The organism is Ruegeria sp. AF5 (assembly GCF_056541905.1).
This window is the reverse complement of sequence record NZ_JBQFYZ010000010.1, coordinates 14,747-28,396: the sequence shown is the minus strand read 5'-3', so window position 1 is coordinate 28,396 and position 13,650 is coordinate 14,747. Positions and strand designations below refer to the sequence as shown.

Genomic DNA, 13,650 nt, shown 5'->3' with positions numbered 1-13,650 from the left:
AAAATCGGAAATTCACAAAGAGCTCAGACGTTCGCCTCACGCTCCTGCACGGCACGCTCTGCCCGAATGCGTTCCAATGCTTCGCGCAGCAGGGGCACGCGGTTCGGCCTGAAACTTTGTTCCGTCACTGACATGTCCTGCAAGCGATCCAACCGGAAAACGCGAAAATCCTGTCGCAGGTGGCACCAGCCCAACAACACGTTCGAGTGATCCAGATAGACGATGCTCAAAGGGTTGACGCGCCTGTGCGTAGCGTCGCCTTTCGCGTCCGTATAGAAAAACTCGACCGCGCGCTCATCCCACGTCGCCTGCCGCAGAGTGGCCACGTCAATCGTGGGTTCAGGCGGGCGGCTGAACCGCGTAGCAGCCAGAACCGCATGGCTGAGCCGATGGGACTGGCGTTGTGGCAAGCGTCCCTGAAGTTTCCGCAGGGCCGTACCCGCTGCGCCAGACAAAGCCGGATCGCCAATCACCTGAACTTCGCGCAGGCCCAGAACCAACGCTTCAAGCTCATCATCAGTGAACCCCAATGGCGGCAGGGTCGCGTCCTCGATCAGCGTAAAGCCAAACCCCGCTTCGCCATCGATCACGGCACCCAGTCCGCGCAATGCATCAATATCCCGATGAATTGTTCGGGCCGAAACACCCAGATCCTGCGCCAACTGTTCGGATGTTCTGGGCGAAGGGCCAGAACGCAGGGCTTGCATCAGTTGGAACAATCGGGCGGTGCGGGACATGATGTACAATAGCTTACCTCTAATGACAGAAACTGTCATTAGGTCCCGATACTCAGTCAGCACACAATGACACGGAGCCTCATAATGCTGACCCTTCTCACCTTCCCCTCTGCCTTCGGCCTGTTCAGTGCCAGCCCCTTCTGCGTCAAGACAGCATTGATGCTTCAGCAGTCCGGCCAGACCTGGCAACGCTCGGACATGCTTGACCCCCGCAAGATGCCCCACCAGAAACTGCCCGTTTTGCGAACGCCGGAACGCCTGGTCCCGGACAGCGACCTGATCCGCGATTGGTTGGAACAGCAGGGCGCGGATTTCGACAAAGGGTTGACGGATGTCGAAAAGGCGCAGTCCCGCGCACTGGTGCGCATGGCCGAAGAGCATCTGTATTTTCACATCGTTCTGGATCGTTGGGGCAATGACGAAGTCTGGCCGATCTTGCGTGATACGTTCTTTACCGGAATTCCGGCGTTGATCCGGAAACCGGCATCCAATGCGATCCGGAAATCCGTTCTGAAGGGGATTACGTCACAGGGAATCGGGCGGTTTTCGCTGTCCGAACGGCTGGACCGTATCGAACGTGACCTCGAGGCGATCTCGGCCTATCTGTGGCAATCCTCTTTCCTGCTTGGGGACCGGCCGACATCTGCGGACATGAGCGTTGGTCCAATGCTTGCCGCAATGCGCGCCACACCTGCGGACACCCCCCTGACCCGCCGGATCAAACAGGATAACCTGCTGAACAGCTACGTGGACCGGTTGGAACAGGCGATACCAATTGCATGAAACCCTTTGAGAATCCTTTGGTCGCTTCGGCCTTTGAAGCCCTGCCCCCGCATTCCCGTGCGGGGGCTCTGGCCTTGCGGGCGCTTGTGTTTGACACGGCAGCCTCTCTGCCTGCTGTCCCCTCGGTGCAAGAGGAACTGCGCTGGGGTCAGCCCGCCTATCTTGCGGCCAAAGGGTCAACGATCCGGCTGGGCGCCCACAAATCGGCACGTTTCGCCTTGTTTGTGCACTGTCAGAGCCGGTTGATAAGCGATTTCACTTCCGCCTTTCCGGCCGAGGACCGGATCGATGGGACCCGTGCCGTTCTGTTTGATGACACCGCACAAATCGATCCAACACGCCACGGATGGCTGATTGCCCGCGCGTTGACCTATCACCTCTGACGGCGCTTGCGTTCGACCTTGCGCTTGATCTTGTCTTTCTTGCGCTTGGTGCTGATCGCTTTGCGCCGGGATGATCGCCCTTTTGGCCCATGTCCACGCGGCAGGGCCTGGTCGTCAATGGACAGCAGCTCCAGCTCCAACCCACCGGTCACTGGTGTCGCTTCGGTCAGTCGAACGGTGACACGTTGGCCGATGGCGATAATCAGCCCCGTGTCCGCCCCCATAAGTGTCCCGGCCTCGCGGTCGAAATGGAAGAACTCGCGCCCCAATGATCGCACCGGAACCAAGCCATCCGCGCCGGTTTCGTCCATTTTGACAAATGCACCAAACCGGGCAATGCCGCTGATCCGGCCCGTGAATTCATTGCCGACACGCTCGCTCAGATACGCGGCCAGATAGCGATCAGTCGTGTCCCGTTCAGCCATCATGGATCGGCGTTCGGTATCTGAAATATGAGTCGCCGTTTCTTCGAGCCGGGTAATCTCGTCTTCGGTCAAACCGTCCGTGCCCCAACCGTGGGCTGAGATCAGCGACCGATGCACGACCAAGTCGGCATAGCGCCGGATCGGCGAGGTGAAATGCGCGTAGTTCCGCAGCGCCAGCCCGAAATGGCCGAAGTTTTCAGGGTTGTAATAGGCCTGTGCCATCGACCGCAGGGTGGTCAAGTTGATCAGTTCCGCATCCTCGGTCCCGGCGGCGGCGTTCAGCAGCGCATTCAGGTGTCGGGTTTGCAGCACCTGCCCCTTAGCGAGGTTTAATCCGGCGGCCTGCGCCGTTTCCCGCAGGCTTTCCAGTTTCTCGGGCGCGGGTTCCTCGTGCACGCGAAACAGCAGCGGACGGCGCTTGGCGATAAGTGTCTCGGCAGCCGAGACGTTGGCGAGGATCATGAACTCTTCGATCAACCGATGCGCATCCAACCGGTCGCGGAACGCCACGCTTTCAACATGACCCGTCTCGCTGAGCACGATCTTACGCTCGGGCAGGTCCAGTTCCAGTGGCTGTCGCACAGCCCGCGCTTTCTTTAGCGCGGCATAGGCGGCGTAAAGCGGTTTCAAGACCGTCTCCAGCAATGGCCCAGTGCGGTCGTTCGGGTTGCCGTCGATGGCCTCCTGCACTTCGGCATAGTTCAGTGACGCAACCGAACGCATCAACCCCCGCACAAAACGATGACCAATCTTGTTACCGTCCGCGTCAATCTGCATCCGCACAGCGACACAGGCGCGCGGGACGCCTTCATGCAGGGAACACAGATCACCCGACAGCCGATCAGGCAGCATCGGCACCACACGGTCAGGGAAATAACTTGAATTGCCCCGCTTGCGCGCCTCGCGGTCCAGGGCCGAGCCGGGCAGCACATAAGCAGCAACATCGGCGATAGCGACCCAGATCACATGTCCACCAGGGTTCTTGGGGTCTTCATCCGCGTGCGCGTAACAGGCATCATCACGATCGCGCGCATCCGAAGGGTCGATGGTCAGCAGCGGCATGTCCCGCAGGTCCTCGCGGCCCTTCAGGCCAACGGGTTTGGCATTGTCCGCTTCTGCAATGACCTTGTCGGGAAAGTCATCCGGGATACCGTGCTGGTGGATCGCGATCAGCGAAACAGCCTTGGGCGCGGTCGGATCACCCAACCGTTCTACAATGCGCGCGCGCGGCAGGCCCATGCGATTTTTCGGCCCGGCCTGTTCGGCCTCGACCAATTCGCCGTCTTTGGCACCATGCACCGCGCCATCGGCAACCAGCCATTCAGTCTGGCCTGCCTTGTCGATAGGAACGATTCTGCCCCCTTCGGCCCCTTTACGGAATATGCCCACGATCTTGCGCGGGTTGGTCCCGATTCGGCGGATCAGGCGGGCTTCGTAATTGTGATCTTCTTCGTGCACGACGGTCAGGCGGGCCAGAATGCGGTCACCCTCACCCAGGGCCGGGTCGCTGGCCCGCGCGATGATCAGAACGATGGGCTCGACGCCTTCGCCATGCCATTCCAGTGGACGGGCAAACAGATCACCATCGGCATTCGGGGCCTTCACCTGCAAGACACTGACAGGTGGAAGACGGTCTGGATCGCGATAGCTGCGCTTGCGTTTTTCAAGGTGTCCTTCGGCCTCAAGCTCTTTGAGGATGCGCTTGAGGTCAATGCGATCCGCGCCCTTGATACCAAAGGCTTTGGCGATGTCGCGTTTCGAGGTCAGGGTGGGGTTCGCCGAGATCCAGTCAAGGACCTCCTGCTTGGTGGGGATGCGAGTCATGCTTCCGGCGTAGCACGCGTTTGCGACCGCGTCATGACCAAAAAACCTCAGGGTTTCAGATCAGCAACCGTATCCACATCGCGCAGCTGGTCCAGCAGGGTCACACGGCAGTTTGGGATTGAGGCAAGTGTGTCGCCCAAAGCATGTTCTGTCGACCAACGCACATCGTGGAACAGACCTGCGGGCAGCGCGCCATAACGCTGCGCACCGACCAGCCAATAGCCGCCATCCGGCGCGGGGCCGAACACCATCTGGGATCGCCCAAGCGCACCAAAAGCACGGGCAATATGTGCACGCGAAATACCCGGAATATCCGCACCAATCAGGCAAACCGGCCCCTTGGGCATTCCGCGCAACATCCGCTTCATCCGGCCACCCAGGTCGCCGGACCCCTGCGGCGCGCGTGGCAGGTCAACGGGCCAGACACGGCTTACAAGGCCCTCCGCATCGGGCGACACGGCCAGCACAATCTGCCAACGGGGATCACGTAGCCTGCGGATCAAGGCGCGGGTCTGATGCCGAAACCACCACGCGGCACCAACCATGCCGATATCACGCCCCAGCCGCGTCTTGACACGACCCGGTCTGGGTTCCTTGACCATGATCACCAATGTGCGTTGCATGGATCAGGCGAAATAATCCGTCAGGATACGGGTATAGATCGATTTGAGCTGCTCGATCTGCGCAACCTCAACACACTCGTCCACCTGATGCATCGTGCGCCCGACCAAGCCGAACTCCACCACCGGGCAATGGTCTTTGACAAAGCGCGCGTCCGAGGTGCCGCCGGTTGTCGACAGCTCCGGCGTAACGCCGGTTTCGGCTTCGACCGCTTTGGCCACCAGATCCGACAAAGGCCCCGGCGGGGTCAGAAAACTTTCACCCGAAATACTGATCGTGACACCGATTTCGACACCGTACTGAGCTGCCACCTGATCCGCTTCTGATTGCAACCAATCACTCAGGCTTGCCCCGGAATGCAGATCGTTAAAGCGGATATTGACCGCGCCGCTGCATTGCGCCGGGATCACGTTGGTCGCGGCGTTTCCAGTGTCGATGGTGACAACAGCCAGTGTGGAGGCGTCGAAATGGTCCGTGCCCTGATCCAGTTCATGACTGGCAAGCCGATCCATCAGCCGCGCCATTGCGGGCAGCGGGTTTTTGGCCCGATGGGGATAAGCCGAATGCCCCTGCACACCTGTAATCTTAAACCACGCAGTCATTGAGCCCCGACGGCCGATCTTGATCATCTCACCCATTTTGTTCGGGCATGTTGGCTCACCTACCAGACAGACCGACATACGCTCACCCGCGCCTTTCATGTAATCGAGAAGCGCAGTGGTGCCGTCCAACGCATCGCCTTCCTCATCACCGGTAATCGTCAGGACAATTGCCCCATCCGGAGGAGTGTCACGCACGAAATCCATTGCGGCAGCCGCAAAAGCCGCAACTCCGGATTTCATATCGGTAGTGCCGCGCCCAAACATCACCCCATCCCGCACTTCGGCCCCGAAGGGCGGCGCAGTCCAGGCAGCTTCGTCGCCGACAGGGACGACGTCCGTGTGACCATTGAATCCGAAACTGCGCGCATGACCTTTCTGCCCCCAACGCGCGAAAAGGTTGCTGATGCCGCCGCGATCAACGCGCGTGCATTCGAAACCTGCCTCCGACAGCACCGCCTCAAGCAAAACAAGTGCTCCGCCTTCTGAGGGTGTGACCGAAGGGCAACGGATCAGTTCGGCTGTCAATTGGACGGGATCAGTCATGCGGGGGCCTCTGGAACTGTGTCTGACGCGGGTTCGCGCACAGATTCAACGATTTGGCCGGTTTTCCAACCCCAATCCGTAAAAAACGGTCATCCGAATATTTAGATATCAAAGCGACACCCCAATAAAACATGACACTTTACCCTGCGACCACCTTGCCGCCCGCCACAAATTCGCGTTACAGGGCCGCGAAACAGGTGAATTGAATATGAAGCGCGCCTTCTTCGCACTGATCTGCCTGACTTTCGCCGTCATCGCACAGCAAAGCCTGGCACAGTCCCTTTCGGTCACAACCGTGACCCGCCCGCCATTTTCCTATGTCGAGGATGGCGACGAAACCGGCTTCTCTATGGATTTGCTGGCGGCTTTGGCCGAGGCTCTGAACTGGGACTACACGGTCAACCGCGTCGAGGCGTTTTCTGACATGTTGGGTGCCGTGCAGAGCGGATCTGCAGACCTTGCCATCGCCAATATCTCGATCACCGCCCTGCGTGAAACGCAAATGGATTTCTCTCAGCCGATCTTCGAAGCGGGTCTTCAGATCATGGTACCCTCGGACGCGGTACGAAAACCATCGCTGTTGCAGGCCCTGCTCTCGAAAGAACTGTTCATCGCCATAGGGCTGGCCTTTGCCATTCTCCTCGGTGGCGGCATGTTGATGTGGAGCTTTGAACGCCGCGCCCAACCCTATTTCGACCGCGACTTGAACGAAGCGTGGTTCCCATCGTTCTGGTGGGCGCTGAACTTGGTTGTGAATGGCGGGTTCGAAGAGCGAATGCCGCGCACTCCGTTCGGTCGAATGTTGGGTGTCGTGCTGGTGGTGTCATCCTTGTTCATCGTTTCGGTGTTCACCGCCCGCATCACCTCGGTCATGACTGTGGACGCCATTACCGGCAGCGTGAATTCGGTGAACGACCTGTACGGCAAGACTGTCGGGACAATATCAGGGTCGACTGCGGCAAGTTTTCTGAACCGGCGCGAGATCGAGTTTACCAGCTATCCGGGGCTGAATGAGATGCTGGACGCTTTCAAGGCCGAAGATCTGGATGCCGTCGTATTCGACGCGCCGATCCTGTCCTATTTTGCGGCCCATGAAGGGCGGCGCATTGCGTCGATGACAGGTGGTGTTTTCCTGCGCGAAAACTACGGCATCGCTTTCCCGACCGGATCACCTCTGGTCGAGGATGTAAACCAGGCATTGCTTGGCTTGCGCGAAGACGGAACCTATGACGAAATCTATCGCAAGTGGTTCGGATCGCGGAACTAGGCCTGCGCCTCGTCTCCGAAAAACGGTGTCATCTGCGCGACGATCACTGCGTTTTCATCCAATGCTCTTTGCATCAGCGCACGTTCGTCCGCCTCGATATCGTGACCTTGCGCTTCACGCTCGGCCAATGTGCCGTATCCGGTGACATCCAGCGGTGCGGTGTCGGCCTGCTTCAGGATCGCGACCGTCTCACGCACGGCCTCGGCCTCATCCACGCCGCTGGCATAGCACATCAGCGCCGCGCCGGTCGCCCCATCGGGCAGCCCGTCGCCCTCCTTGCGGCCAATCTGGACCAGAAGGGTATAGACTTGCTGACGCGAGGGTTTCTTTTGCTTCTCCATGCACCGGGCCATAGCCCCGCGCCGGTTCGCGGTCAAGCAGCCAACAATTGCAGGAGCCCCGCCTTGCGCCCATAGTACCCGGAATAAACCGATCCCGGATACAAAGGACGTCTTCATGCCCTACCCAGATTTCATAGCGAGTTTTCCCAGCCTCGACGTACCGTTCCCCGACGACGTGGTGCAAACGGCCGTGATCCGGTCGGATGCAGGATTGGTGGCGTTCTTTACGTTTCTTCAAGATTTCGAATTGCCCTTACATTCTCACAAAGCCCAATGGGGCACAGTGGTCGAGGGTGAGATTGAATTGACCATCGACGGGCAGACCCGGACCTACCGCTCGGGCGACAGTTATTCGATCCCATCAGGCGTGGAACATGGCGGCAAAATCAAGGCTGGCACACGGGTAATCGATGTTTTCGAGGAACCGGACCGATATCCGATCAAGGGATAAGCTGGGTGAGAGACTCAGTGAACGCGAGTCTCGGCCTCCCTCATTGATTGAAGGCCTCCGGCCTGAAAAGCTGTTGAGTTGAATCCGGCACTTTTGCGCCAGTCTTCCTCTTCATTTTGGGCCAATTCCCGCTAGCCGGGACACGACGCCAGCATTTCACAACTAAGCGTCGATGCCGGCCCTACGCTGTGGGTACTGCATAAGTCATTTTCAAAGGAGAGTTGAGATGAGTGTTCTGTCCAGATTGATGACAACAACAGCAAGCGTGATTGTACTTTCCGGTATACCGGCTGTTGCAATTCTGTCCTTTGTAACAAGTGATGCTGCTTATGCCCAAGAAGCGGGCGGTGAAGGCGGCGAAACCACCGGTGGCGGCGAGGCCGAAGGCGGCGCGCAGACCGAAGGCGGAGGTGAATCCGGCAGCGATGGTGAGGCCGAAGGTGGCAGTGAAACCGAGGGCGGTAGCGATTCCGAAGGCGGTAGTGAGGCCGAAAGCGGAGGCGAATCCGGCGGCGATGGTGAATCCGGAGGTGGCAGTGAAGCCGATGGCGGCGGCGAGGCCGAAGGCGGTGGTGAGGCCGATGGTGCGGAAACCAATGCAGGAAGCACAGAAGTGGAAGCCATGCAGGGTGAGAGCCGCTAAGCAGCACTTCAAGGCAGGCTAGGGCCACAAGCTTGGTATCTGCCTTAGCCGACCTGACCCAAAGAACAAATAAGGCCGGAGCGTAACTGCTCCGGCCTTATGACATTCCCAGAACGATCAGTCCCGCAGCAATTCGTTGATGCCCGTTTTCGAGCGGGTCTTTTCGTCGACCCGCTTCACGATCACCGCGCAATAGAGGTTGACGTTGTTCTTCGACGGCATGGAACCCGCGACCACAACCGAATAGGGCGGAACCTCGCCATACATGACTTCTCCGGTTTCTCGGTCCACGATCTTGGTGGACTTACCAATGAACACGCCCATCCCCAGAACCGAGCCTTCGCGGACGATACATCCCTCGACCACTTCCGAGCGCGCGCCGATAAAGCAATTGTCTTCAATGATGGTTGGGCCAGCCTGCATCGGCTCAAGCACTCCGCCAATGCCAACGCCGCCCGACAGGTGCACATTCTTGCCGATCTGCGCGCAGGATCCGACGGTGGCCCAGGTATCAACCATCGTGCCTTCGTCAACATAGGCCCCGAGGTTCACGAAAGACGGCATCAGCACCACGCCCGGTGCAATATATGCCGACTTGCGAACCACACAGTTTGGAACCGCGCGGAACCCGGCAGACCGCCACTGGTTTTCACCCCAACCGGCGAACTTGCTGTCTACCTTGTCCCACCAGCCGCCGTCCTGCGGACCGCCCGGCTGGATTTCCATGTCCTTGATACGGAAGCCCAGCAGAACCGCCTTTTTGGCCCATTGATTTACGTGCCAGTCACCGGTTTCCAGCTTTTCCGCCACGCGCAGCGAGCCACTGTCCAGCGCATTCAGCGTGTCCTCGATCGCCTCGCGCTGCTCGCCTGTTGTGGCGGGCGTGATGGTCTCGCGTGCCTCCCAGGCGGCTTCGATGGCGGCTTCCAGTTGCGCGTTGGACATGGGGTGTCTCCCTACAGAATCTGTTCACGTTGATTTGGCCTATACGCAAGCCCGACCCATGGCGCAATGCGACGTAGACGGGCCCAATTGCGTCTGAGGCAGAGGGTCATCAGCTTGCGCGCCGGATATGGCGGGTCAGGATCGCCGTTGCTGTGGCCATTTCCTTGCGCTTCAACGCCCGCACGATGGCCGCATGATCCGTGTCAGCCCGTTGCACCCATTTCAACCGCCATTGCGCGAACAGATGGCGTGCGCTTGCGATATGCAGATCGTCGATTGCGTGCAAAAGCCGAGGCAACCCGCAAGGTGTCAGGATGGCGCGATGAAACGTTCTGTTCAGAGCCTCCCATTGCGGCATCGACTGCGCCTCGTCACAGGCGATGCGTGCGTTTTCGATCTTCTCCAGCGCGACCGGAGACATGTTTTGCATCGATTGCTGCAACGCCAGCGTTTCCAACGCCACGCGCATTTCGATCACCTCCCGAACCTCTGCCGGGTCCAGCGCCGTAACCCGCATTCCCTTGCGTGGTTCATGCCGGGCCAACCCATGCGCCTCAAGCCGCAACAAGGCTTCGCGCACCGGAACATGGCTGGTATCGAAGGTTCGGGCAATATGATCCTGCCGCAGCTTTTCACCGGCCGCCAGCTCTCCGGTGATGATCCGCTGGCTGAGGCTTTGGTAAATCGTGTCGGAAATCATTGCAGTCATGGATTATAGATAAAATCCACCATCCACATCCACAACCCGATAATTTACCCAGCGAACGGGTCCGGCGCGATATTTGCACCGCACACCAGAACGGCCACGCGTTCACCCGGTTCAGGCCGATACGCACCCGAGGTCAAGGCTGCCAATGCGGTCGCGCCCGCAGGTTCTACCAGAATGCGATGCGCGCGCCAAAGCGCCAGTTGTGCCGCAGCGATGGCATCGTCAGACACCAGAACCGAACTCATACCCTGTGCCAGTTCAAAACAGATTTCGCCGATCCGCCGCGCGCCCAGCGCGTTTGCGGCGATCCCCGACACGGAAACATCGACCGGTTCACCAGCGCGCAACGCTGCATTCAACGCACAGGACGTTTCCGGCTCGACCGCCACAACCTTGCGCGCGCCACCGAACCAGGCCAGCGCCCCTGCGATCAGCCCGCCGCCGCCAACAGCGACCAGTACCGTATCCGCCTGCAAGCCCTGGGCGTCCCATTCGGCAAAACAGGTCCCTTGCCCCGCCACCGTGGCCGGGGCGTCATAAGCATGGATCTGCATTGCACCCGTCGTTGCCTCATGCTCTTGCGCTGCGGTCAGCGCGTTCGCGTATTCACCGGAAACAACACTCAGGTCGGCACCGGTTTGCCGGATCAGTGCGATCTTGGACGGGCCCGCCAGTTCCGGCACAAATATTTTTGCAGGATACCCCAGCGTCTGCGCTGCATAGGCCGCCGCCGCACCATGATTGCCACCGGATGCGGCGACCACACCCGCAGCCGGCACGTCCGAGCTGAGCAGCGTATTGAACGCACCCCGCGCCTTGAAACTGCCAGTATGCTGCATGTGCTCGAGTTTCAGTTCAACCGGATAGCCGGGAATGTTGCTTTCCATAACAGGGGTCACCTGCGCATATCCCGCGATGCGGTCCCGTGCTGCCGATATTTCACTTTTCCAATTCATTCTCATCTTTCCGTGACTGGCACTCTGCCCGCGAACCCTATAGCTGTTTGTCAAACACGCAAGCAGGGATCGATCACCGATGAGAGAAGACCGTCACAGTCCGTTTCGCGATGCGCAGACCGACCGCTCGACCGCGAAAGAGGTTCCGGACACACCGCAAACACGCTCTCCGGCCTACCGTCTGGCTTTCGCGGATGACGAGTTTCTGTGCCGGGACGAGCTGCGCCCTGTACGCTTGCAGCTTGAGTTGCTGAAACCCGAAATGATCATGACCGAGCGTGAGATCACGTCGACCATCGTCATGTTCGGTGGTGCCCGCATTCCCGAACCCTCGCAAAAGCACACCGCTCGGACAGAGACTCTGGCCAGCCTCTCGAAATATTATGATGAGGCGCGTGAGTTTGCCCGGCTGATGACCGTAAAATCAAAAGAAACCGGCTGCCGCGAGAATGTGATTGTCACTGGCGGCGGCCCCGGTGTGATGGAAGCTGGCAATCGCGGTGCACACGAAGCAGGCGGGTGCTCGATCGGGCTGAATATCGTGCTTCCGCACGAACAGGCACCAAACAGTTTCGTGACGCCAGAGCTCAGCTTTAATTTCCACTATTTTGCGATCCGCAAAATGCACTTCCTGATGCGCGCCCGCGCCATCACCATCTTTCCCGGTGGGTTTGGGACGCTGGACGAACTGTTCGAATCCCTGACCCTGATCCAGACCGGCAGAATGGATCGCGTGCCATTCCTGCTGTTTGGCCGCGCGTTCTGGGAGAAGGTTATCAACTGGGACGCACTGGCGGATGCCGGTACGATCTCGGAGGAGGATTTGGACCTGTTCCGCTTTGTCGATACCGCGCAGGAGGCGGCCGAGATCATCGAGAACTGGGAACCCGCCCCGCCCCGCGACGAAATTCCGGGACGCTGAGCGATGAAACTCCCAAAGACAGGCGAAATGCTCCACCTGCGTGGCAACGCGTTGTCAAAAGGCGAACCCGTCGCCCTTCCACTGACGCAAAGCAGCATGTTCCATCTGCCGGGCGCGCCGGACGGTCACCCGACCTATGGCCGTGTCGATAACCCCACCTGGGCACATCTTGAGCATGTTTTGTCCCATCTGGAAGACGCGCCTTGCCTCAGTTTTCCTTCGGGGATGGCCGCAATTTCTGCGGCTCTTTTTGCAACGGTGCAAGCCGGGTCGCGCCTTCTGATCCCTTCGGACGGGTACTATGTCACCCGTCTGCTGGCGGACCGATTCCTTTCGCGTCTTGGCGTGACAGTTGAAGAGCGCCCGACCACAGCGTTTGCCGCAGGTGGTTTTGATGAGTTTGACGTTGTGTTCGCCGAAAGCCCTTCGAACCCCGGTCTGGACATGATTGACCTGAAAGTTATAGCCGAACAGGTGCGGTCTGCTGGCGGGGTGACGATTGCCGACAATACGACGATGACACCGCTGGGTCAGCGCCCGTTGGATTTGGGCATCGACGTGGTCGTGTCGTCCGACACCAAGGCTATGGGCGGGCATTCCGACATGCTGATGGGTCACGTGGCCAGCCGCAACAGTGACATCATGGAACGGGTCGAGGAATGGCGGAGAGTCTCCGGCTCGATCCCCGGACCGCATGAGGCATGGCTGTTGCATCGCGGGTTGGAAACGCTGGATGTCCGGTTTGACCGGATGTGCAACTCGGCTCAGGTAATAGCGGAACGGTTGGCAGGTCACCCGGCGGTCAAACAGGTCCGCTATCCTGGGCTGGCCGATGATCCATCACACACACTGGCGCAGGCACAAACGGCACGGTTCGGATTTCTGCTATCCTTGACTTTGGAAAGCGAAGACAAGGCCGAGGCCTTCATCAACACTTGCCCGCTTTTGCGCCCCGCCACCTCCTTCGGTGGTGTTCACAGCTCGGCCGAGCGCCGCGCACGCTGGGGCGATAGTGTCGACCCGGCCTTCATCCGCCTGTCCGTTGGATGCGAACCGGTGGACGAACTGTGGAAGGCGATCGAGGCCAGCCTGAACGCGCTGTGATTACTTATTCGCGGCACGCAGGTCCTTGAAAACGTAGATCGGCAGTACCACGCTGGCGATCAGCGCCCCCAGCCAGACAAGCAGCGTCGCCGCCAGCAGGTTCGAGATACCGCCAACGGTCAGCCCCGACGCGATGAGGTCGGTCACCAGCAGGCCCACAAATGTCACGACCAGGGCGATCCCGCCTTTCAATGCGGGCGCTTTCTTTTCGCCAAGCTTCAGTATCAAGGGCTCGGCGATCACCTGAACGACAGTGAAAACGATCACAACCACGATAAATGAGATCGGTTTGATCGCGAAACCGGACAGTATCAGCGAAGCCAGCAACAACCCGATGGCATTGCCGGCCAGCAGGGCCAAAGCGGATTTAATTCTGCGCGACATGGGATGGCCT

General features: G+C 59.4%; 16 protein-coding genes. 7 read left to right on the top strand and 9 right to left on the bottom strand.

The window, feature by feature from the left end:
* Positions 1–23: 23 nt before the first annotated feature.
* On the bottom strand, positions 24–737 hold the full coding sequence (locus ACR0DS_RS14315; protein WP_480559978.1) for a helix-turn-helix transcriptional regulator: 714 nt from the start codon (positions 735–737) through the stop codon (positions 24–26).
* Between the two features lie 84 nt (positions 738–821).
* Between ACR0DS_RS14315 and ACR0DS_RS14310 the strand changes: the two genes are divergently transcribed.
* Together ACR0DS_RS14310 and ACR0DS_RS14305 are read left to right on the top strand one after the other, a co-directional pair.
* On the top strand, positions 822–1,520 hold the full coding sequence (locus ACR0DS_RS14310; protein WP_480488559.1) for a glutathione S-transferase family protein: 699 nt from the start codon (positions 822–824) through the stop codon (positions 1,518–1,520).
* Complete coding sequence (locus tag ACR0DS_RS14305) at positions 1,517–1,903, top strand: DUF1801 domain-containing protein (protein WP_480559976.1); 387 nt, start codon at positions 1,517–1,519, stop codon at positions 1,901–1,903. The genes ACR0DS_RS14310 and ACR0DS_RS14305 overlap by 4 nt, the downstream gene beginning before the upstream one ends.
* Here the strand turns inward: ACR0DS_RS14305 and rnr are convergent.
* The 3 genes from rnr to dapE are packed head-to-tail and all read right to left on the bottom strand — an operon-like array spanning position 1,894 to position 5,918.
* Entirely contained in the window at positions 1,894–4,152 is a 2,259-nt protein-coding gene (gene rnr, locus ACR0DS_RS14300; protein ID WP_480474188.1) for a ribonuclease R, read from the bottom strand. The two genes, ACR0DS_RS14305 and rnr, sit on opposite strands and share 10 nt — an antisense overlap.
* A gap of 47 nt (positions 4,153–4,199) precedes the next feature.
* On the bottom strand, positions 4,200–4,775 hold the full coding sequence (locus ACR0DS_RS14295) for a TIGR04282 family arsenosugar biosynthesis glycosyltransferase (RefSeq protein WP_480484150.1): 576 nt from the start codon (positions 4,773–4,775) through the stop codon (positions 4,200–4,202).
* Between the two features lie 3 nt (positions 4,776–4,778).
* Entirely contained in the window at positions 4,779–5,918 is a 1,140-nt protein-coding gene (gene dapE, locus ACR0DS_RS14290) for a succinyl-diaminopimelate desuccinylase (protein ID WP_480559974.1), read from the bottom strand.
* Positions 5,919–6,126: 208 nt separating this feature from the next.
* Between dapE and ACR0DS_RS14285 the strand changes: the two genes are divergently transcribed.
* The gene (locus ACR0DS_RS14285) at positions 6,127–7,185 is read left to right on the top strand and encodes a transporter substrate-binding domain-containing protein (protein WP_480484152.1); all 1,059 of its coding nucleotides are present in this window, start codon (positions 6,127–6,129) and stop codon (positions 7,183–7,185) included.
* On the opposite strand, the gene ACR0DS_RS14280 is transcribed toward ACR0DS_RS14285, so the two are convergent.
* Complete coding sequence (locus ACR0DS_RS14280) at positions 7,182–7,526, bottom strand: hypothetical protein (RefSeq protein WP_209598381.1); 345 nt, start codon at positions 7,524–7,526, stop codon at positions 7,182–7,184. The two genes, ACR0DS_RS14285 and ACR0DS_RS14280, sit on opposite strands and share 4 nt — an antisense overlap.
* A 115-nt stretch (positions 7,527–7,641) precedes the next feature.
* Here ACR0DS_RS14280 and ACR0DS_RS14275 point away from each other — a divergent pair, with 115 nt between their 5' ends.
* The gene (locus tag ACR0DS_RS14275) at positions 7,642–7,977 is read left to right on the top strand and encodes a cupin domain-containing protein (RefSeq protein ID WP_209598382.1); all 336 of its coding nucleotides are present in this window, start codon (positions 7,642–7,644) and stop codon (positions 7,975–7,977) included.
* A 226-nt stretch (positions 7,978–8,203) separates the two neighbouring features.
* A complete protein-coding gene (locus ACR0DS_RS14270) occupies positions 8,204–8,620 on the top strand; it encodes a hypothetical protein (RefSeq protein WP_480559972.1) in 417 nt (138 codons plus the stop codon).
* Positions 8,621–8,737: 117 nt separating this feature from the next.
* On the opposite strand, the gene dapD is transcribed toward ACR0DS_RS14270, so the two are convergent.
* The 3 genes from dapD to ACR0DS_RS14255 all read right to left on the bottom strand — a co-directional run bounded on the left by dapD (position 8,738) and on the right by ACR0DS_RS14255 (position 11,230).
* Complete coding sequence (dapD, locus tag ACR0DS_RS14265; RefSeq protein WP_480559970.1) at positions 8,738–9,565, bottom strand: 2,3,4,5-tetrahydropyridine-2,6-dicarboxylate N-succinyltransferase; 828 nt, start codon at positions 9,563–9,565, stop codon at positions 8,738–8,740.
* 109 nt (positions 9,566–9,674) lie between these two features.
* Positions 9,675–10,274, bottom strand: coding sequence for a GntR family transcriptional regulator (locus ACR0DS_RS14260; protein WP_209598385.1), 600 nt, complete (start codon positions 10,272–10,274; stop codon positions 9,675–9,677).
* Between the two features lie 44 nt (positions 10,275–10,318).
* Positions 10,319–11,230, bottom strand: a complete 912-nt coding sequence (locus tag ACR0DS_RS14255; RefSeq protein ID WP_480474195.1) for a threonine/serine dehydratase — start codon at positions 11,228–11,230, stop codon at positions 10,319–10,321.
* 79 nt (positions 11,231–11,309) lie between these two features.
* Here ACR0DS_RS14255 and ACR0DS_RS14250 point away from each other — a divergent pair, with 79 nt between their 5' ends.
* Together ACR0DS_RS14250 and ACR0DS_RS14245 are read left to right on the top strand one after the other, a co-directional pair.
* Positions 11,310–12,152: an LOG family protein gene (locus ACR0DS_RS14250; protein ID WP_480559968.1), complete on the top strand. Its 843-nt coding sequence runs from the start codon at positions 11,310–11,312 to the stop codon at positions 12,150–12,152.
* A 3-nt stretch (positions 12,153–12,155) separates the two neighbouring features.
* Positions 12,156–13,256, top strand: coding sequence for a cystathionine gamma-lyase (locus ACR0DS_RS14245; RefSeq protein WP_480559966.1), 1,101 nt, complete (start codon positions 12,156–12,158; stop codon positions 13,254–13,256).
* Here the strand turns inward: ACR0DS_RS14245 and ACR0DS_RS14240 are convergent, their stop codons facing one another.
* Positions 13,257–13,640 carry a hypothetical protein gene (locus ACR0DS_RS14240; protein WP_480493903.1) on the bottom strand — a complete coding sequence of 128 codons (384 nt, stop codon included), beginning with the start codon at positions 13,638–13,640 and terminating at the stop codon, positions 13,257–13,259. It lies immediately after the preceding gene.
* Between the last annotated feature and the right edge of the window lie 10 nt (positions 13,641–13,650).